The sequence below is a fragment of the Pseudarthrobacter sp. TE3704 genome (genome assembly GCF_056279405.1).
This window is the reverse complement of sequence record NZ_JBWCCJ010000002.1, coordinates 191,369-211,878: the sequence shown is the minus strand read 5'-3', so window position 1 is coordinate 211,878 and position 20,510 is coordinate 191,369. Positions and strand designations below refer to the sequence as shown.

General features: G+C 64.3%; 16 protein-coding genes and 1 pseudogene. 10 read left to right on the top strand and 7 right to left on the bottom strand.

Translation table 11 applies throughout. The features are described 5' to 3' along the window. Window positions 1-2 precede the first annotated feature (2 nt). Entirely contained in the window at window positions 3-1,466 is a 1,464-nt protein-coding gene (sufB, locus tag ACZ9BC_RS04890) for a Fe-S cluster assembly protein SufB (RefSeq protein WP_079596064.1), read from the bottom strand. Next, window positions 1,466-2,299, bottom strand: coding sequence for a helix-turn-helix transcriptional regulator (locus ACZ9BC_RS04885; protein WP_079596400.1), 834 nt, complete (start codon window positions 2,297-2,299; stop codon window positions 1,466-1,468). The genes sufB and ACZ9BC_RS04885 overlap by 1 nt, the downstream gene beginning before the upstream one ends. Window positions 2,300-2,414: 115 nt before the next feature. Between ACZ9BC_RS04885 and ACZ9BC_RS04880 the strand changes: the two genes are divergently transcribed. From ACZ9BC_RS04880 to ACZ9BC_RS04870, 3 genes are read left to right on the top strand one after another with little or no spacing between them, the layout of a single operon-like run. Then, window positions 2,415-3,383, top strand: a complete 969-nt coding sequence (locus ACZ9BC_RS04880; protein ID WP_476244995.1) for an ABC transporter ATP-binding protein — start codon at window positions 2,415-2,417, stop codon at window positions 3,381-3,383. Continuing rightward, entirely contained in the window at window positions 3,380-4,177 is a 798-nt protein-coding gene (locus tag ACZ9BC_RS04875) for an ABC transporter permease (RefSeq protein ID WP_258868385.1), read from the top strand. Before ACZ9BC_RS04880 ends, ACZ9BC_RS04875 begins: the two co-directional genes overlap by 4 nt. A 7-nt stretch (window positions 4,178-4,184) precedes the next feature. Then, entirely contained in the window at window positions 4,185-5,129 is a 945-nt protein-coding gene (locus tag ACZ9BC_RS04870) for a COX15/CtaA family protein (protein ID WP_079596062.1), read from the top strand. A gap of 73 nt (window positions 5,130-5,202) precedes the next feature. Here the strand turns inward: ACZ9BC_RS04870 and ACZ9BC_RS04865 are convergent, their stop codons facing one another. The 3 genes from ACZ9BC_RS04865 to ACZ9BC_RS04855 all read right to left on the bottom strand — a co-directional run bounded on the left by ACZ9BC_RS04865 (window position 5,203) and on the right by ACZ9BC_RS04855 (window position 9,186). After that, a complete protein-coding gene (locus ACZ9BC_RS04865; protein WP_476244994.1) occupies window positions 5,203-7,548 on the bottom strand; it encodes a SulP family inorganic anion transporter in 2,346 nt (781 codons plus the stop codon). 113 nt (window positions 7,549-7,661) lie between these two features. Further along, window positions 7,662-8,519, bottom strand: coding sequence for a class I SAM-dependent methyltransferase (locus ACZ9BC_RS04860; RefSeq protein WP_476244993.1), 858 nt, complete (start codon window positions 8,517-8,519; stop codon window positions 7,662-7,664). 103 nt (window positions 8,520-8,622) lie between these two features. Further along, window positions 8,623-9,186, bottom strand: coding sequence for a dihydrofolate reductase family protein (locus ACZ9BC_RS04855; RefSeq protein ID WP_476244992.1), 564 nt, complete (start codon window positions 9,184-9,186; stop codon window positions 8,623-8,625). Between the two features lie 244 nt (window positions 9,187-9,430). Here ACZ9BC_RS04855 and srmL point away from each other — a divergent pair. The 3 genes and pseudogenes from srmL (at window position 9,431) to ACZ9BC_RS04840 (ending at window position 11,804) form a co-directional block, all read left to right on the top strand. Further along, window positions 9,431-10,042: pseudogene (srmL, locus tag ACZ9BC_RS04850) on the top strand (PheS-related mystery ligase SrmL). After that, window positions 10,011-10,181: a hypothetical protein gene (locus ACZ9BC_RS04845; protein ID WP_476244991.1), complete on the top strand. Its 171-nt coding sequence runs from the start codon at window positions 10,011-10,013 to the stop codon at window positions 10,179-10,181. Before srmL ends, ACZ9BC_RS04845 begins: the two are co-directional and overlap by 32 nt. 240 nt (window positions 10,182-10,421) lie before the next feature. After that, a complete protein-coding gene (locus ACZ9BC_RS04840) occupies window positions 10,422-11,804 on the top strand; it encodes a vanadium-dependent haloperoxidase (RefSeq protein WP_476244990.1) in 1,383 nt (460 codons plus the stop codon). A 133-nt stretch (window positions 11,805-11,937) separates the two neighbouring features. On the opposite strand, the gene ACZ9BC_RS04835 is transcribed toward ACZ9BC_RS04840, so the two are convergent. Next, the gene (locus tag ACZ9BC_RS04835; RefSeq protein ID WP_476244989.1) at window positions 11,938-12,483 is read right to left on the bottom strand and encodes a hypothetical protein; all 546 of its coding nucleotides are present in this window, start codon (window positions 12,481-12,483) and stop codon (window positions 11,938-11,940) included. 989 nt (window positions 12,484-13,472) lie between these two features. Between ACZ9BC_RS04835 and ACZ9BC_RS04830 the strand changes: the two genes are divergently transcribed. Next, entirely contained in the window at window positions 13,473-13,733 is a 261-nt protein-coding gene (locus tag ACZ9BC_RS04830; RefSeq protein ID WP_476244988.1) for a hypothetical protein, read from the top strand. A 613-nt stretch (window positions 13,734-14,346) separates the two neighbouring features. Beyond that, window positions 14,347-15,174 (top strand): hypothetical protein, encoded by an 828-nt coding sequence (locus ACZ9BC_RS04825; RefSeq protein WP_476244987.1) that lies wholly within the window; start codon window positions 14,347-14,349, stop codon window positions 15,172-15,174. A gap of 670 nt (window positions 15,175-15,844) precedes the next feature. Here the strand turns inward: ACZ9BC_RS04825 and ACZ9BC_RS04820 are convergent. Beyond that, a complete protein-coding gene (locus tag ACZ9BC_RS04820; RefSeq protein WP_079596051.1) occupies window positions 15,845-16,804 on the bottom strand; it encodes a heme o synthase in 960 nt (319 codons plus the stop codon). A 445-nt stretch (window positions 16,805-17,249) separates the two neighbouring features. Here ACZ9BC_RS04820 and tkt point away from each other — a divergent pair, with 445 nt between their 5' ends. Continuing rightward, window positions 17,250-19,367, top strand: a complete 2,118-nt coding sequence (gene tkt, locus ACZ9BC_RS04815; RefSeq protein WP_476245395.1) for a transketolase — start codon at window positions 17,250-17,252, stop codon at window positions 19,365-19,367. Between the two features lie 25 nt (window positions 19,368-19,392). Beyond that, window positions 19,393-20,508 carry a transaldolase gene (gene tal / locus ACZ9BC_RS04810; protein ID WP_476244986.1) on the top strand — a complete coding sequence of 372 codons (1,116 nt, stop codon included), beginning with the start codon at window positions 19,393-19,395 and terminating at the stop codon, window positions 20,506-20,508. Window positions 20,509-20,510 lie beyond the last annotated feature (2 nt).

The window sequence follows — 20,510 nt, the reverse complement described above, 5'->3', positions numbered from 1 at the left end:
CGTTATCCGACGGACCCTTCCATCTGCAGTTCAATCAGGCGGTTCAGCTCAAGTGCGTACTCCATGGGGAGCTCGCGGGCAATCGGCTCGATGAAGCCGCGGACGATCATCGCCATGGCTTCGTCTTCGCGCATGCCGCGGGACATCAGGTAGAAGAGCTGTTCTTCGCTGACCCGGGAAACAGTTGCTTCGTGGCCCATCACAACGTCGTCCTCGCGGATGTCGATGTAGGGGTAGGTGTCCGACCGGCTGATCGTGTCAACGAGCAGGGCGTCGCAGCGGACCGTGTTGGCGGAGTGCTTGGCGCCTTCACGGACCTGGACCAGGCCGCGGTATGCCGCACGGCCGCCGCCGCGGGCCACCGACTTGGAGATGATGGAGCTCTTGGTGTTCGGCGCGATGTGGACCATCTTGGAGCCGGTGTCCTGGTGCTGGCCCTCACCGGCGAACGCGATGGAGAGGGTCTCACCCTTGGCGTGCTCACCCACCAGGTAGACGGCCGGGTACTTCATGGTGACCTTGGAACCGATGTTGCCATCGACCCATTCCATGGTGGCGCCCTCTTCGCAGATGGCGCGCTTGGTCACCAGGTTGTACACGTTGTTCGACCAGTTCTGGATGGTGGTGTACCGGACGCGGGCGCCCTTCTTCACGATGATTTCCACCACGGCGGAGTGCAGCGAGTCCGAGGTGTAGATCGGCGCGGTGCAGCCCTCAATGTAGTGGACGTAGGAGTCCTCATCGGCGATGATCAGGGTCCGCTCGAACTGGCCCATATTTTCCGTGTTGATGCGGAAGTATGCCTGCAGCGGGATGTCCACGTGGACGCCCTTGGGGACGTATACGAAGGAACCGCCAGACCAGACGGCCGTGTTCAGGGAGGCGAACTTGTTGTCGCCCACCGGGATGACGGTGCCGAAGTACTCCTGGAAGATCTCCGGGTGCTCCCGCAGCGCGGTATCGGTGTCCAGGAAGATGACGCCCTGGGCTTCGAGGTCCTCGCGGATCTGGTGGTAGACAACCTCGGACTCGTACTGTGCGGCCACGCCGGAGACCAGGCGGCTGCGCTCAGCTTCCGGGATGCCCAGCTTCTCGTACGTGTTGCGGATGTCCTCGGGCAGGTCTTCCCACGTGGCAGCCTGCTTCTCCGTGGACCGGACAAAGTACTTGATGTTGTCGAAGTCGATGCCGGAGAGGTCTGCACCCCAGGTGGGCATGGGCTTGCGGTCGAAGTACTTCAGGCCCTTGAGGCGAAGGTCGAGCATCCACTCGGGTTCGCTCTTCTTGTCCGAGATGTCACGGACCACTTCGTCATTGATGCCGCGGCGGGCGTTGGCACCGACGTCGTTCTTGTCAGCCCAGCCGTACTCGTAGTTACCGATGCCGTGGAGCTCGGGATTCTTCTCCAGAATCTCCGAGATCACAGTGTTTTCGGCTACCGCTTTCTCTGATAGTTGGTCCGTCATCACGGCCTTTCTTGCTGATGGTTGGTTACTTCATTCAGGCTGGCGGGGGCTGCCGAAGGCCTTGTGGGCCCCTGGGCAGACAGCCTGCCTGTAGGAATATGGGTGGTGCAGACATGCCCGCCGCGGGCAAGCGTGGAGAGCCGGCGGACGTCCACGCCAACGAGCCTCGAGAAGACCTCGGTCTCCACGTCGCAGAACACGGGGAACCGGGCGGCGAGCTGTTGGATGGGGCAGTGGCCCTGGCAGAGCTGGACGCTGGACAGCGCGGCCGGAAGCGGGGCCTTGGCCTCGATGGACGCCGCGGACGAAACAAAGTTATCGCGGGTCAGCGCGTCGGACAACGCTTTGGCCCGGTCGCTGATGTCCGGACCGGCCTTTTCGATTTCCGGCGCGTACCGCCGTTCCATGTCAGCAAAACGCTCGACGGCGAATGCCCGGACGGCGTCGGGTCCGGCAACTTTCTGCAACTGCTGGAGTGCAAGGGCGGCGATGTCCAGATAGTCGTTGCCGAGGCTCGACTGGCCCTCGGAACTGAGGACATAGCGGCGGGCAGGGCGGCCAGCCCCGGCGCCGGAACGCGCAACACGCTTGACTTCGATGACGCCCGCGCGGGATAAATGGTCCAGGTGCCGGCGCACGGCAGCCGGCGTGAATCCGAGCAGGTCGCCGAGTTCGGCGGCACTGACAGGCCCGTGCTCCAAGACCGCCGCAAGGACTCGGTCCCGGGTGCGCTCATCCGCATCGGCCACCGGACCGGAGGCCGCGGGGCCCCGGTCTGCGGGAGCCTGGGAGGCTCCGTGCCCGGCAAAAGGCACAGCAGTAGCATTGCTCATGGAATACACAACACAATCATGTCGTAATTTACTCCCCCACTCCAGTAAGGACAGGCTGACCTCAGCAGGCTCCCCGGCGGACGGCGGAAAATACTACATCCCGTAGAATACTGGGGTGCGTTCCCCCCAATCCCCCGTTCTGTCCATCAGCGGGCTCATTAAGGATGTCGGCCCGCTTACCAGCCTTGACGGCAAAATGCTTCGGGTGGTCAGCGGTATTTCACTCGTTGCCGAACGCGGACAGGTAACGGCCCTGCTGGGGGCCAACGGGGCAGGCAAAACCACCACCCTCGAATGTGCGCAGGGCCTGCAAAAAAGGACCGGCGGCAGCATCTCACTACTGGGACACGATCCCGCCGCGGCAGGGGCAGAGCTGCGCTCCCGCGTAGGTGTGATGCTCCAGGACGGCGGGCTGCCGCCGTCGGCCCGTCCCATTCCGCTGCTGCGGCACATTGCCGGACTGTATGCCCGGCCCTGGCCGGTGGATGAGCTGATCGAGCGGCTGGGGATCGATACCTTCGGCAGGACCACCGTCCGCCGGCTCTCCGGCGGGCAGAAGCAGCGCCTGGCCCTCGCCGCCGCGCTGATCGGCAGGCCCGAAGTTCTGTTCCTGGATGAACCCAGCGCGGGCCTGGACCCCCAGTCGCGGCAGCTGGTGTTCGACCTGATTTCCGAGCTGCGCGACGCGGGGATGGGCATCATCCTCACCACGCACCTGATGGATGACGCCCAGCGCCTGGCTGACTATGTGTACATCATCGACGGCGGCCGCAACGTTGCCGAGGGAACGGTCCGGGAGCTGCTGCAGCGCGACCCGTCCGTCGAGGCAGGTGCGGAGCATGTCCGGACACTGGTGTTCGAGGCTCCGCCGGGGCTGGATCCTGCTGCCGTACTTCCGGCGCATCTCGATGTCACCGAAGCCCGGGCCGGCAGCTACTGCATCACGGGCACTTTGACGCCCGCACACCTCGCCGCGTTGGCGGCCTGGTGGGAGGCCCACAACATCATGCCCGCCTCGATGAGCCTGCAGGCGCGTAGCCTTGAAGACGTCTTTCTGGATATCTCGGGAAAGGACATCCGATGAAGCCGACCCAATCCGGTGCCGCCACCGGCGGCACCGCGGAGGCATCGGACCGGCAAGAGGCCGCAACCCTGCTCCGCCGCGTGCTGCTTCAGGGCAAATACGAAGCCCTGACCATGCTGCGCAACGGCGAGCAGCTGATCCTGGCTGTGGTGCTGCCGCTACTTGCGCTCGTGGGACTGACCGTGACGCCGTTCCTCGACGGGATGGGCGCGAGCCGCATCGACGTGGCCGTACCTGGCATCCTGGCACTGTGCGCCATGTCCACGGCGTTCACCGGCCAGGGCATCGCCACCGGCTTCGACCGCCGCTACGGGGTGCTCCGGTTCCTGTCCACTACTCCCCTGGGCCGCGGCGGGCTGATCGCCGGCAAGGCCCTCTCGGTTCTGGCCGTGTTGTGCCTGCAGGTGGCAGTGGTCAGTGCCGTCGCCTTTGCCCTGGGCTGGCAGCCGCCGGCGGCCGGCTGGGTTCCCGGGCTGGCACTCCTTGCACTGGGCGCTGCGGCGTTCACGGCCCTCGGCCTGCTGGTGGCGGGGACGGTCCGGCCGGAAGCCACCCTGGCCATCACCAACCTGCTGTGGATCCTCCTGGGCGCATTGGGGGGCATCGTGATCCCCGCAGAAAGGCTCCCGGCCGCAGCCCAGGGCCTGGTGGGGTTCCTGCCTTCAGGGGCACTGGGCGAAGCCATGCGCGACGCATTCCTCGCCGGCGCCGTGAACGGCGGCGCCGCCCTCATACTGCTGCTCTGGACCCTGGTTGCCGGGGCAGCTGCCATCCGTTGGTTCAAGTGGAATTGAGTACATCGTGAGCACGGCTTCACGCCTTCCCCAAATGGCCGGCCGCCTGGTATCCCGGCTGCCCCGCACCGTGGACGCCCGCGTCCGCCGCCTCGCTGTTGCGTCCCTGATCGGGCAGACGCTGCTTGTGGTGACGGGCGGGGCCGTACGGCTGACTGCCTCCGGGCTCGGCTGCCCCACCTGGCCACGCTGCACGGACACATCCCTGGTCAACACGCCGGAGATGGGCATCCACGGATTCATCGAATTCGGCAACAGGCTCCTTACCTTTGCCCTGGCCGCCGTCGCAGCCCTGATGCTCGTGTACCTGTGGAATCTCCGGAAGGAGCGCAGGGACCTGTTCCTCCTGGCCCTTGGCCTGCTGGCCAGCATCCCGGCCCAGGCCGTGATCGGCGGCATTACAGTACTGACCAACCTCAACCCCTGGGTGGTGGGGCTGCACTTCCTGGTGTCCATGGCACTGGTGGTGTTCGCCACCCTGCTGGTGAACCGTGCCTTCGGCAGGACCGGCCGGTTCATGGCGGCCCGGCACCGCGCCCTGCCGGGGATCATGCGGCCGGTGACTGCCGCCGTCGCGCTTTTTTCCGCCCTCGCCGTGATGCTGGGCGTGGTGGTGACCGGGGCCGGGCCGCACGCCGGGGACGCCGACGCTCCCCGCAACGGGCTGGACTGGGACCTGTTCTCCCACATCCACGCCGTGCCGGCCTACCTGATCACGGCCGGGACCGCCGTCGCGCTGGCACTCGTGGTCATGCGCCGGATTAACGGGCCCTTCCGCACCGCTGTCCTTGGGCTCCTGGGAGTCACCGTGCTGCAGGCCGTCATCGGCTTCACCCAGTACTACAACGGCATTCCGGCCCTGCTGGTGGCCGCGCACATGCTCGGGGCCGCGCTGCTGATGGCCGCGGCAACCAACGCCTGGGACATCGCCCGGTCCAGCCCCGTGGAGTAGTCCGCTCTGCACGGCAAGGGCCCCGGTTCCGTGGAACCGGGGCCCTTGCCGTATCGGCTGGGTGCCTTGCCGCTTAGCCAGCAGGCGCCTTCGCCGAACCCGCTGCCCCGGCCCCGGCCTTGGCCGCGGCCTGCGCCGGATCCAGGAACTCGATGCCGGACGTTGTCACCAGAAGTACCCGCGCCGTCGCGATGTCGTAGAAGAGGCCGGTCGTTTCGACGGCGCCACTGGCCAGCGCCGGACCAACCACTGGGTGCGTTTCCAGCTTGCTGAGCTGCACGGCAACATTGACCATGCCCAGCTGGTCCACCCGGCTGTACCCGGCATCCGCCGCAGCGATGGCAACCGGATGGTCCGCCAGCAGTTCCAGGTAGCTCGGCCGGGCGTGGTTGAGCCAGGCATCGAATCCCGCGCCCAGGGCTTTGTTCCCGCTGCCGGAGGTGTCCTCGATCAGGGCCTTCATGGCTCCGCAATTCGAATGTCCGCAGATAACGATGGAGTCCACCGTCAGGCCCTTCACGGCAAACGAGAGCGCAGAGTCGATGGACGCATCCTGGCCGTCATGGCACACCACGTTGCCGATGTTCCGCAGGGTGAGCAGGTCACCTGGGCCGCTGCTGGTCAGCAGGTTCGGGTTCACCCGCGAGTCGACGCAGGCCACGAACAGCGTGTCCGGGTTCTGGCCTTCCGCCAAATCCTGCACCAGCGGACGCACCTTGTCCGCGAAGCGCCGGTGGTACTTGTTGATCCCGCCAAGGATGGAGCGCCGGGACTGCGGGTCCTCCCCCGTTTCCCCTGCGGACTGCCACGATGTACGGGGCGGCAGCGGCAGCTCATGGGCTTCCTGGCGTTTGGGCACCTGGTGGGCCGCATCCTGGAAGAGGGTGTTTCCGTGTTCCTCCAGCAAGACGGTCCCGCCGGAGGCCTGGTACTGCTTCCGCCAGGCGACAACGGCCTCCCGGAAGGCATGGTCCAGGTAGTCGGCGTTCAGCTCCACCACAACGTCCTTGCCGTCCGGCACGGAGTGCAGCACGCGGTTCAGCCTCGGCAGGGCGAAGAAGCTGCACGATCCGGTGATGGTGATCCGCCACAGGTCCGACGGCGGGACGGGCGGGTGTGCCTGAACCGAGGCCCGCAGCACGCGCCACAGCACGCTGGCCGCGGCCAGTGCCAGGCCGATGAGGACGCCTTCTAGCAGGTTGAGGAAAACGACGCAGAGCAGCGTCACGGAGTAGATCAGGAGGTCGCCGGTGCGGCGGCTGGTCCTGATGTCGGCCACCTTGATCAGGCGGGCACCGATCACCACGAGCAGCCCTGCCAGGACGGCGAGCGGGATCAACTGAATGAGTCCGGCGAAGAGGGCGGAGAAGGCCAGGACCCAGACGCCGTGCAGGACGGCGGAGGCACGGGTGGCTGCGCCCGCCTCCACGTTGGTGGCGCTGCGCACGATGACGCCCGTGACGGGCAGTCCGCCGAGGGAGCCGGACACGATGTTGGCCGCTCCCTGGCCCATCAGTTCCCGGTTCAGGTTGGTCCGTGCGCCGTTGTGCATCTTGTCGACGGCGACGGCTGACAGCAGCGATTCGATGCTGGCGATCAGGGCCATGGAAAGTACGGCGAAGGCTATTGCACGCCAGTTGCCTTCCGGTAGCTGGGGCAGCGCCACGGCGTCGAGGATTGATCCGTTGAAGGAGATGCGTTCCACGGCGGGCGCGAACGCCACGGACAGGGCTGTCCCGGCCACGACGGCGGCCAGGGGTCCCGGGACCCGGCGCACGGCAGCCGGAAGATGCTTCCAGCCCAGCAGGATCACCACCACGGCGAGCCCGAGCAGTGCTGCGTGCAGCTCCAGGTTGATGATGGCGGCGGGGAGGCCCGTGAGGTTCTCCAGCGCGGAGCCTGCCGGCTGGGAGCCGAGCAGGACGTGAATCTGCTGCAGCATGATGGTGATGCCGATGCCGGCCAGCATCGCCTTCACCACCACGGGTGAGACGGCCAGGGCGGCCCTGCCCACGCGGCTGATGCCGAGCAGGAGCTGGACGACGCCGGCAGCCGCGGTGATCGCGCAGGTCACCTGCCAGCCGAATTCCTGCACCAGCCCGGCCACGATGACGGTCAATCCGGCAGCGGGTCCGCTCACCTGGAGCGGGGATCCGCCCAGGCTGCCTGCGATGATGCCGCCGACGGCGGCGGCGATCAGTCCGGCCATGATCGGGGCGCCGGATGCCGCTGCGATGCCGAGCGAAAGGGGCAGCGCGACGAGGAACACAACGAGCGACGCCGGGACGTCAGCGGCCAGGTGCGTGAGGAACCGGGGACGCCGGGACCTGGGGAGCTCCCCTGGGTCCTGTGGTTTTTCTTGCGGCGGGGGGTCGTTCCTTGAAGCGGTTCCGGTGGTGGGATCGTGTGCCTGTGCCATGGGTTTCCTTTTGCTCGCGGGCAGGATCCACCCCAGAGTAAGCAGACGGTCACGCCAGGTGACATCAAACGTGATCAATATGACAAATTAGTCATGCGCTTGATGGGCGGGGGTTATCGCGGGGGCATCCCGCTCTCACTCGCCTTTGACAGCGTGAAGATTCCATAGCGCATCGCGCCGGTGCGGTAGGCCAGGATCAGGCGCGGGATGCTGAGGACGAAGATGCGGTTGCGTGCGCGCAAGGCGAGGCCCCGGGTCTCGGGATCGACGAGCAAGGCCTTCAGAAGCCGGAGGGCGCAGATCGTCCAAGTGCGCGCGACGCGGCGGCTGACATCCTCATAGCCGGCGATCGTAAACCCCGCCGCCGTTGCCATTGCCTCGTACTCCTCGCGCGTGCCCATTGAGGGCAGGCGCCCTTCGCGGCAGATCGGTTCGAGCAGGTGGCGAACCTTCCAGCCGCTGGCATCGGTCTCGGCGAGCCACGCACAGATCACGAAGCGGCCGCCGGGCGACAGCACGCGATGCGCCTCGGCGAAAAACCGGGGCTTGTCCACCATGTGCTCGCTTGACTCGATCGCCCACGCGGCATTGGCCGAGGCATCGTTCAGCCCGTTGGCGAGCCAGTCGCGGAGTTGGATGTCCACGTCAGGTACGGGATGCGCGGCGCCGTAGTGGGCCTGCTCAGCAGAAAGCGTGAAGCCGGTAACGCGAACGCTGCGTGAACTTGCGAGCTGCCTTGCGGTGGAGCCATAGCCGCAGCCGATGTCGACGCAGGCCTCGCCGGGCACAAGGCGCAGCCGGTCGGCGACCGTCTCAACCAGGGCCTCGACGGCCTCGGCGGGCGTCTCATGACCTGTCACCCATAGACCGTGATGGACATGCTCACCCCACACCCGGCGATATATCGGATCGAGTTCGTCGTAGTGATCCGCGACCGCCACTGCGGTTTGGGAAATATTGGGGACGATCACGCCGTCACATTACAACGCGGGCCCATGCCTACGTAAGGTCTCGGCTCACGGCTGCTCGGTCCTTCTTGTGGCCCGAAGCCCGCTCTGATCCAATGCCGGGCACTCAGCGCCTGGTCTCGTACCTGGTCAGGACCACACCATCGGGAAACGTCCGGGTCTCCACCAGGCTCAGGTTCACCCAGTTGTCCAGGGCGGTGAAGAACGGTGTGCCGCCGCCTACCAGAACCGGGTGGGTGACGATCAAATATTGGTCGATCAGCCCGGCCCGCATGGCCGCTGCGGCGAGTGTGGCACCGGCGATGTCCATTGTGCCGCCGTCATCGGCCTTGAGCCGTGTAATCTCGGTGACCGCGTCACTGGTGACCAGGCGGGTGTTCCAGTCGACCGTGCGGGCCGTCGAGGAGAACACTATTTTCGGCATGTCCCGCCAGCGGCGGGCATACTCGATGTGCGCCGGTGTGGCGCCGGGTTGCTGGTCCGCGGTCGGCCAGTGGGAGCTCATCGTCTCCCATAGTTTGCGCCCGTACAGCGCCAGGCCCGTCGCCCCCACCCGGTCGGACCACCATTGGAACAGCTCGTCGCCCGGGACGCTCCAGCCGAGGTCGTCGCCGGGCGCGGCGATGTAGCCGTCCACGCTCACGTTCATGCCATAGGTCAGGTTACGCATGGCGTCAGTCTCCCGTGAGGCGGTCTTCGTTGTACAGACCAGCGGTTGACGGAGGTAAACCCATGCACTGCAGGTGCTCCTACAAAGTGTCACAAATGCGCTCTGCAGCAGATGGGAAGTGCCGGAACGGATCGTCCGCCACAGCCCCCTGGTCGGCGTGGTCGACAACTACGGCCACCTCGGCTTCAAGGCATCAGACGTGACGCGGGATCAAAGGTACTCCCGCTACATCTATCCGACGGTCATGCTGCGCAGTCACACCTCCGCCTCCATCCCGTCGTTGCTCCGAGCCCTGGACCCCGCGGAATCGACGGACGAGCTCTGGGTAATCCCGGGCCTGGTCTACCGGCGCGATTCCATAGACCGCACCCATGTGGGAACGCCGCACCAGGTAGACCTGTGGCGCGTCAGTTCGCGGGCAAACCTGGGCGCCGTTGACCTTCAAGACATGATCGCGTCCTTGGTTCAAGCGGTTCTTCCCGGTGCCCAGTGGCACGCAGTCCCTGCCGTCCACCCCTATACGGAGCAGGGCTTACAGGTTGATGTTCTCATGGACGGGGAATGGCTCGAACTTGCCGAATGCGGTCTTATGGCCGGGCACTTGTTCTCACAAGCTGGACTGGATCCCACCAAGTGATGCGGGCTCGCCCTTGGCATGGGTTTGGAGCGCGCCCTGATGCTGCGAAAGGGCATCCCCGACATCAGGTTGCTCCGCTCTACGGATAAGCGCGTTGAACACCAAATGTTGGACCTGACGCCATGGCAGCCGGTCTCCCAAATGCCACCCATTCGGCGGGACATCTCAATCGTGGTTGGAACTTCCGGTGCCAGCCCAGGAGCGGCTCAAGATCCGTGAAGGACAGGCCAACGCGCTGATACGGCTCGTGCTGCGCCCTCTTACCAGGACGATGACAGATCTCCAGGCCAACCAGATCCGCGACGATGTCTACCTTGCCCTGCACGAAGGGCCGGTAAAGGAGCTCATCGACGGGTAAAGCTCCTACATCGGGGTGCCGGCAGCACATGCTTGGGCTGCCGACACCCACGACCTCCCAGGCTGCCGAACACGTTCCACTGGACAACGCGTTGGCAGAGGGACACTCTTGGAGTAACCGCACCGACTGCGCATTGCGCTGACCCCGGGCGGTCGCCTGCCGCCGGTGTCGGGCACCACTGAGATGTCGACTCCGTCGGGTTCGCTTGAACATGGCTCCGATGATTGAAGGACCGACGACATGACGAAGAGCAACGCTTGCGATCATCACGGGCGACCATCGCTGACTTCGAGGAACGGTCCGGGCCGACGGTGGGCACTCTGCTTGATCCCGGCACTGACCGCCGCACTCGTTCTAACGGGAGTGTCGAGCGCCGGCGCCTCGAACGCTCGGAACGCGGCGCCGCCGAACACGGACGTCCTCATCGAGTGGAGCAGCATCGCGCAAGACCACGTCATCCCATTGCGTCCCACGGCTCACGGCCAGCTCCGCGGCATGGCGATGGTTCAAGGCGCGGTGTACGACGCAGTGAACGCCATCGACCGCGGGTACCAGCCGTATCTGCTCGACGGCGACTCGGTCGGCGTCGGGACGGAGGCATCGTTTGATGCGGCGATTTCGACAGCCGCACACCACGTGCTCGTCACTCTTGTCCCGTCGGACAAAGTAGCTGGCCTCGATGCTGCGTACGCAGCAACGCTCGCGGGCGTCGCCGACGGCCCGAACAAGGATGAAGGCGTCGCCGCCGGTGAGGCCGCCGCGGCGGCGATGATCCTCGCCCGCACCAATGACGGGTTCATGGTTCCGTTCGAGTTCGACATCGGACCTAATCCCGGCGATTGGCGGCCTGTCACACCCGATGCGCGCGATCCGGACGCCTGGGTGGCCAATCTCAAACCGTTCATCATCGAGAGTCCCGACCAATTCCGCTCGGAGGGTCCCAACCCGCTGAGGAGTGCCGGGTACACAGCGGACTTCAACGAGGTCAAGGAGATCGGTGCGCTCGCGAGTACCACTCGAACCGACGACCAGACCACTGCTGCCATCTTCTGGCAAACCGCGCCGGTAGCACTCTGGAACGGCGTGTTCCGCAGCCTCGCCGTGAAGCACGGACTCGACCTGCCCGACGCGGCTCGGCTCTTCGCGATGACCAACCTCGCCGCCGCTGATGGCGCGGTCGCTTGCTGGAACGACAGGTACTACTGGAACTTCTGGCGGCCGATGGCGGCGATCCGCGAAGCCGACACCGACGGCAATCCGGAGACGGCAGCCGATCCGACATGGAAACCGCTCTTCGATCCATCGACAGTGACCGTCCCGCCGCTCGGCACACCGCCGTTCCCCGAGCACCCGTCCGGTCATGGCTGCGTCAGCGGCGCCACTCTCTACGCGGCGCAGGAGTTCTTCGGCACGGACGAGGTCGCCTTCGACGTGAACTCCGGTCGCTTCCCGGGCGAGCCGCGGCACTTCGACGGATTCTCCGCGGCGGTACAGGAGGTCATGGATTCTCGCGTCTGGGGCGGCATCCACTTCCGCACCGCCGCCGTACAGGGCGCCGAGCTCGGCAACGAGGTTGCGTCGTGGCTCAGCGGTCACTACTTCCAGCCCGCGACATGTCGGTAGCGTCCTGCGACGAGACCCGATGGTGGAACCCTGAGCCGGAGGGAAACTCCATGGGTTCGAAGGACTTTTCCCATTCACGAGGACGCTAAGTTGTTGGGCCCCCTGTCCTCGTCGCCATGGTCAATTTCATGCGTTACATGTCGTGCACAGCGACCTCCGGTCTTACAGGCCAGCGGCCTGTCACCTCGCGGAAATCAATAGCCCGCAGCAATGGAGTCATGTCGTAAGCACTCATGTTCAGGCTTAGCTTGACACCGTGAACGGATTTCACTGTCAGGAACTGCTGACCTCTCAACGTCCCTACGCTGTAGTGCACGATGTCGTTATAGGCAATCAAGTGTTCCTTGCCGAGCACGCTGCGAAAGGCAACTTCATAGGCGCGCGGAGCCACGTAAAAGTTGCGGTACATCGTGACGAATGCCATCCCGCCTAAGAGAATCGCCACCGAAGCTATACGGGCACCCAGAGGTGCCCGGGCTGTAGTAAAGGTGAACAGGCCCATGAGGAGCCCTACGGACACGCAGAGCCAGCCAAAGATCAACAGCACCTTCGGCATACGGACCTGCTCCGGATACTCCTTGGACCGGTTGGGGTGCTTGCGTGCCCACCAGGCAACCCCGGCAATGGACAACGTAGTGAATACGGTGATGGAGATGTTTAGGATCTGCGCTGTCGACATTCTTTGGCTACATTCCTTGCGCGAGGAATGCCACTGTGGCCGTGAGTATGAGCAAAGAGGCGCTGATGGTACGACTAAGCAATTTTCCCCCAGTATCTGATCGGCTGTCCGGCAAATTCTAAAGCTCAATACGTCCTCGGATTTGCGGCAGATCTAGGCGCAGAATACAGGGTGACGGCCGCAACGCCACGTGAGAGAAGCCCCTGCTCCTGGTGGCCGGCTCGGAAGAGGACTGCCCGCACGTGGTCCCGGTAGCCGGTCGATGGAAGGGGTGCAGTGCCTCGGGTTCTCGCCTTCGTGTGGCCCTGGCGCCCGGAAGCCCGGATAAGCTGTCCGATTAGCCTTCCGGTGAGGGTTTTTCGACTGGCACCTTGCCGTCTCGTAACTCTAAGGTTTCGAGGCGCCAGGGTTTCGAGACACCAAGTCAGGGCGAGGGGAATATACTCGTCAGTCTTCGTAGGGAACTTAGCAGTAGCGCTCTACTCAGTCCTGATCTGGCTCCGACAATAAGGAGACACGCCCCTAAGGTCCACCCATCAGGCCGCAGCCGAAAGCCTTCTCACTGGTTTGTACGACGATGAAGACTCTGGCTTCAGTAGAAGGCGGCTGCGCAAATATCTCGGCCCCTCCTGCTGTCCTAGCTTGGGAGGTCAGCTCCTTCGTATCGTGCTCGGCAGGCCTCGGATCGGGACCACAGTTATATTCACGTCCAGCGAATTGCACTTTGGAAGAGACTTCCTTTGGTGAAAGGACCCAGTCCGACGTCTGTTGATGGACGCTCCATAACCTCACGCCGGTAACAACTCCTGCGATCACTAACCCGGAAACTAGCAATGACAATGCGATTCGCGTCCCCCTGCTCATGGAGCAAACACTCCACGAATAAGCCGCCAAGGTCAACGAAGGGCATATGTCAGCATCGACCTTTAGGCGAGGGAAACCCTTACGGGTTCTCGTTGGCATCTTTGCCGGGGGCGTAGGCTCGGATTATGGGCACTCAGGAAGAAGCCTCAAAAAAGTCGGTGCATCGAGTACCTCCCGCAATGAATTGGCTGTATCCCCGGCTCACAATTCTTTTGGCCCTTCTAGGGGTGGCTGAACTTGGGCTTGCCATCGTTTCCTCCAGTGCCGGCGACTTCAATATCTGGACGCATATGGCGGCCATATCAGGGTTCTTCACATGTGCTGTTTGCGCCTGGATGTGGCGGCAGCAAATTCTCGATGCACGTGACAACCAGCGACAACACTAGAACATCAAGGTTTTGGACATCCCGTAAGACGCCCACCCGTACATCGTCCCGTCAGCCGGTCGATGGGAGGTGTGCAGCGCCTCTAGTTTTCGCCTTCGTGTAGCCTGGGCGACCGGAAGCCCGCATGACCTGTCCGATTAGTCTCCGGGTGAGCGTCTCTCAATTGGGATACCTTGCCGTCTCATAACCCTTGTGTTTGAGACGAGAGGGTTTTGGATGGCGCCCTTACAAGGCACCTACGAGCCTTGCGCACCGAGTAGCCGCATTTAGCCTGCCGGTGGGTACCTGTCCCAAGCTTGTAGGGGCTGCTTGGCGACGTACCAGGCCGCACCGGCAGCGAGGATGCTCGATCCGATGAAGTACGGAACGCCCAATTCACTCGGGATGTGCACCTTTGCAGGACAGCTCACCAACAGCCCGGAGAGCGCCTTTTCAGGCACACGGGGGCTGAGGCTTTAGCGAACCAGCGGTGATGGCCACAGTCGCCCGGCGGCGGGACTCACCATCCGTTCCCGTTGTCCAAAATGGGGGGCATTTGCTTCTGGCGTGCCCTTGCGGTCAGTGTTGGCTGGGCGTAACGTCCGCAGCATAAGGGTTGCCTTTGGAGGCCTCCATGCGTGTGCTGCTACGCCATTTCATCGCCATGACATTAGTCTTGTCCGTCTGGCTTCTCGGGCTGTGGACTTCAAACCGGCGCTCCCGCCCCACTCATGCCGGGAGCGCACACCCGATCGGCGTCGCCATCGCAATGCTGGCGTGCGTAAGCCTCTCGGCGTGCACCCCCGCCGAAGCGCCATCCCCCGCAGCAACTACGGAGGCCCGCACGGCCCCACCGGCGCCCACGGTCCCGCCGGTCCCACCGCTGCCGGAAGGCGACATCGACCCCGGTACATACCTCGTCACCAGCTTCCAAGAGAATTTCGAGATCACCGTCCCAGACGGCTGGAGGAGTGACGATGGCCTGTTTAAGGACGACCCGGATCACCCGGATGATTATGGGGTCTTCGTGGGTTGGTGGCCCGCGCTCTATGTGCCGAGGGACGCATGCGCGTGGGAGGGCGCGCTCGTCAAGCTCGATCCGTCGGCTAATGCGTTCGTCGACGCGATGACGGCGCAGACGTCAACGGCCAGTACCCCTCCCGTCGAGGTTATGGTGGGCGATTACTCCGGCGTCGAGTTCGACCACTCCGTGGAGGGTGACGTGGACTTCAAAGCCTGCGACCGCGACAAGTTTTGCATCCACTCATCAATCTCAAACGAATGCGGACGCTGGTACTCGAGCACCGCTGAGCGCGAAACCTATCGGGTAGTCCACCTGAACGGCGAACGCGCTATGTTCTGGGTGGTCCAATTCCACGAATCGATCAATCCGGAGCTGACAAGAGAGGCACGCGCCGTCTTCGACTCGATCGTGTTCAAGCTCCCACAAATGACCAGCTGATGCGATACGCGATACCGCCCGCGGGCGCCGACTCCTTCTCTGACCCCACCTTGGGTGTCTCATAGCGTCAGTGCCTCGAAACGCAGGAGGCACGAGGAGTTTGGACGCGGACACGAACGCCAATCATCCATTAGTTATGTGACACATCGGAGCAGCCCATGAAAAAAGCTGATTGGCTACGCACGTGTTTTGACGCGACCGGCAACAGGCAGACCTTCTTACCGCAGGCGTCCTACGCGATGACCTTACATTGACCACGCCGTGTCCGGAGCGCGGGCTTCACGGCCCCAATTCGATCAGGCTTTGGACGCACTAATTGGGGTGGCACCCTCGTCATCGCAACTCTGGACGGGCTTAGGCGATTCACACAGAACATGCTCTCCTCAGCACTGCAAAAGGCCGCCAATACCGCTGGGATTCACACTCAAAGGTACTGACGGGCTGCTACCGCGGCGACTCCATAGACCTCTTGCTCTACTCCGCGTCGACGAAGGCAGATTGAGGATTACCCGGAAAGATAGGCCGAAAGCTCAAATGACCTACCCCCGGGCAGCTGGGCAACCAGGCATGTCCCGTTCACCGCCCCGGAATCAGGGCTGTGGTGAGAGAGCGTCCGCGGAAAACCAGCGGAAGGTGAAAGAGCGTTGCGGGTGGAGTGGCGGAACTGAAGCTAGCCAGCCATGACGGCCGGGCCGATAAACGGGTCGACAGCCAGGGCGATGAACAGCAGAGTGAGGTAGCTGATGGAGCCGTGGAACACCTTCATGGCCCGCTTGTCGGAGATGTCCTCGCGCTGTGCCCGGTTGTACAGGGAATGCGACTCGTAGAGGAACCAGGCGCCGGCCACCACAGCCGTGGCGGTGTAGACCCAGCCCGCCCCGCCGGCCGGTACCATCAGCAGCGAGCACACCACCATGGCCCAGGCGTACAGGACCACCTGCACCGACACCACCTTGGCGCCGGCGATGGCACCGAGCATGGGCACGTTGGCGTTGCGGTAGTCCTCGCCGTAGCGCATGGACAGCGGCCAGTAGTGCGGCGGGGTCCACAGGAAGATCACCATAAAGAGGATGACCGCGGGCCATTCCACGGTGTTGGTGACGGCTGCCCAGGCGATCAGCACCGGGAAGCAGCCGGCCGCACCGCCCCACACAATGTTCTGTGCCGTGCGGCGCTTAAGGATGATCGTGTAGATCACCACGTAGAAGAAGATGGCGCCCAGCCCCAGCCAGGCGGACAAAGGGTTAGCGCCGAACCACAGGATGGCGATGGCGGCAGCACCCAGGAGCCAGGAAAAGACCAGCGCCTCACGCGGGGTGACCTCCCCCGTGACCAGGGGACGGTTCTCCGTGCGGTGCATCAGTTTGTCGATGTCGCGGTCGATGTAGCAGTTGAACGCCCCGGCACTGCCGGCCGCGAACGCGCCGCCAACCAGGGTGGCGAGGATCAGTCCGATCGAAGGAAAGCCACGCTCCGCATAAATCATGGTGGGCAGCGTGCTGACCAGCAGCAGCTCGATCACGCGGGGTTTGGTGAGGGCGAGATACGCCTTGGCTTTACGGGCAAACCCGGCACCTGATGCCCGGGATGCGTTCAGCGGCGTATCTGTTGTGCTCACGGTGGCAGTCACCCGTTCTGTGTGGCAGTTGTGTCTGGCGGTGCAGCTACGGACGGCTGGAAAGGTCCGCTGCCCGGCATTGGCCTCCGAATATCATACCGCGCCGCCACCCCCCTTCCGGCCGCCCGATATGCGCACATGATCGCTCGAACACCGATTCGAGCAGATTAACTCAACCTCACTTCAGGCTGATTCATAAAAGGGGAAATTGCGTCCAAAACGTGAGATTTGCGCCGCCCGGAGAATGGAATGGAGCTAAGCTGTCACCAGATCAGCACGCAGCAAGGAAGCGGTGGAAAACGCATTCCCGGGCTGGCCAGTGGCTGAGTGAGAGATCAACGTTTCGATGGTGAACGGCTGGTACACACCGCAGCGGGCGCCACACAGCGTGCCTTTAAACGGATCCGGTGTGCCGCCTGCCATCAGCACAGAGAGGGGCCCGGTTTTCGTGCCACATTTGGAAGAGCAAGAACTGTCATGGACCAGCTTGGACCAGCGCGCCGTGGATACTATCCGCGTGCTGGCTGCGGACGCCGTGGAGAAGGTGGGCAACGGCCACCCCGGAACGGCCATGAGCCTGGCGCCAGCTGCGTACCTTCTTTTCCAGAAGCTGATGCGCCATGATCCCCGCAACCCGGAGTGGCTGGGCCGTGACCGGTTCATCCTGTCCCCCGGCCACACGTCACTGACGCTGTACATCCAGCTGTTTCTTTCCGGTTACGGCCTGGAGCTGAAGGACCTGCAGGCGCTGCGGACCTGGGGTTCGCTGACCCCGGGCCACCCTGAGTACAAGCACACCGCGGGTGTGGAGATCACCACCGGCCCGCTGGGCCAGGGCCTGGCCTCCTCCGTGGGGTTCGCTTACTCCCAGCGCCGCCAGCGTGGCCTGTTCGACGCCGACGCCGCGCCGGGCACCAGCCCCTTCGACCACACCATCTGGGTCATCGCGTCCGACGGCGACCTGCAGGAAGGCGTCACGGCCGAGGCTTCCTCGCTGGCCGGCCACCAGGAACTGGGCAACCTCGTTGTTGTGTACGACGAGAACCACATCTCCATCGAGGACGACACCGACATCGCGTTCACCGAGGATGTCCTGAAGCGCTACGAGGCCTACGGCTGGCACGTCCAGCGCGTGGACTGGACCAAGACCGGCGAATACAAGGAAGACGTGCAGGAGCTCTACTCCGCGCTGCTTGCTGCCAAGGCCGAGACGTCCAAGCCGTCCATCGTGTCGCTGCGCACCATCATCGGCTACCCTGCCCCGAAGAAGCAGAACACCGGCAAGATCCACGGTTCCGCACTTGGTGCCGAGGAAGTTGCAGCGTTGAAGGAAGTCCTGGGCTTCGATCCGGCCAAGTCCTTCGAGGTGGACCAGGACGTCCTGGCCCACGCCCGCTCCGTGGTGGACCGGGGAGCTGCTGCCCGCAAGGAATGGGAAGAGTCCTTCAACGCCTGGCAGGCAGCCAACCCCGAGGGCGCGGCCCTGCTGCAGCGCATCGAGGCCAAGGAACTGCCCAATGATGTTGACGCGGCCCTTCCGGTCTTCCCCGCCGGCAAGGACGTCTCCACCCGCGCCGCATCGGGCAAGGTCCTGAACGCCCTCGGCCCGGTCCTGCCCGAGCTCTGGGGCGGCTCTGCCGACCTCGCCGAGTCGAACAACACCACCATCGAAGGCTCACCGTCGTTCGTTCCCGCTTCCAAGCAGACGGATGCGTGGAAGGGCAACCCCTACGGCCGTGTCCTGCACTTCGGCATCCGCGAGCACGCCGCCGCGTCGATCGTGAACGGCATCAGCCTGCACGGCCGGACCCGGGCGTTCTCCGGCACGTTCCTGATCTTCAGCGACTACCAGCGCCCCGCCATCCGCCTCGGTGCACTGATGGGTGTCCCGTCCCTGTACGTCTGGACGCACGACTCCATCGGCCTGGGCGAAGACGGCCCCACCCACCAGCCGGTGGAGCAGCTCGCCTCGCTGCGCGCCATCGTGGGCCTGGACGTGGTCCGCCCCGGTGACGCCAACGAAGTTGCCGTTGCCTGGAAGACCATGCTCGAAAACCACGCCAACCCGGCCGGCATCGTCCTGACCCGCCAGAACATCCCCACGTGGGAACGCGGCGAGGGAGCGGCCGACGGCGACACGTTCGGTTCCGTCGCGGGCGTCGCCAAGGGCGGGTACGTCCTGGCGGAGGCCTCCAAGGACGGCGCCACCGTCCCGGCCGACGTGATCCTGATCGGCACCGGCTCCGAGGTCCAGCTGGCCGTCAAGGCCCGTGAAGCACTGCAGGCCGAAGGCATCGCCACCCGGGTTGTGTCCATGCCGTGCGTGGAGTGGTTCACCAAGCAGGACGCTGCCTACCGCGAATCGGTCCTCCCGTCCGCGGTCAAGGCCCGTGTCTCCGTCGAAGCAGGACTTGCCCTGGGCTGGAAGGAATTCGTCGGCGACGCCGGCCGTTCCATCAGCCTCGAGCACTACGGCGCTTCCGCTGACTACAAGCGCCTCTTCCAGGAGTTCGGCATCACGGCAGAAGCAGTAGCTGCCGCTGCCAAGGACTCCCTCGCCGGCCTGCAGGCCTAACAAACGATTTCAGGAGAAAAAGACAATGACTACTCCCACCCAGCAGCTCTCCGACGCCGGAGTTTCCATCTGGCTTGATGACCTTTCCCGCGGACGCCTGGAAACCGGCACCCTGCGCAAGCTCATCGAAGAGAAGAACGTGGTTGGTGTAACCACCAACCCCTCCATCTTCCACGCCGCCATCACCACCGGCACCGACTACGACGCCACCATTGCCGCGCAGGCCGCGGCAGGCGCGTCCATCGAAGACACCATCTTCGAAATCACCACCACCGACGTCGCCGACGCCTGCGACCTCTTCGCACCGGTGGCAGCAGCCACCAACGGTGTCGACGGCCGTGTCTCCATCGAAGTGGATCCCCGCCTCGCCTGGGATACCGCCGGCACCATCGCCGAAGCCAAGCACCTGTACAAGAAGGTCAACAAGGACAACGTCCTGATCAAAATCCCGGCCACGCTCGAAGGCCTCGAGGCGATCACCGCCACCCTGGCCGAAGGCATCAGCGTAAACGTGACCCTGATCTTCTCCCTGGAGCGCTACCGCGCCGTCATCAACGCCTTCCAGACCGGCCTGGAACAGGCCAAGGAAAACGGCCACGACCTCTCCAAGATCCACTCCGTGGCATCATTCTTCGTCTCCCGCGTGGACACCGAGATCGACAAGCGCCTTGACGCCATCGGCACCGACGAAGCCAAGGCCCTCAAGGGCAAGGCCGGCGTCGCCAACGCCCGCCTCGCCTACCAGGTCTACGAAGAGCTGTTCGCCACCGAGCGCTGGGCCCTGCTCGCCGAAGCCGGCGCCCTCCCCCAGCGTCCGCTCTGGGCCTCCACCGGCGTGAAGGACCCGGCTTACCCGGACACCCTTTACGTCACCGAACTGGTGGCCGCCGGTGTTGTGAACACCATGCCGGAAAAGACCCTGGACGCCACCTTCGACCACGGCGAGGTCAAGGGCGACACCATCACGGGCACCTACGCCGAGGCCAACAACACCCTTGACGCACTGGAAAAGCTCGGCGTCTCCTACAACGACGTCGTCGCCATCCTCGAATCCGAAGGCCTGGACAAGTTTGTGGCCAGCTGGAAGGAACTCCTGGCCGACGTCGAAGGCGCCCTCGCCTCTGCACGGAAGGCTTCCTAGTC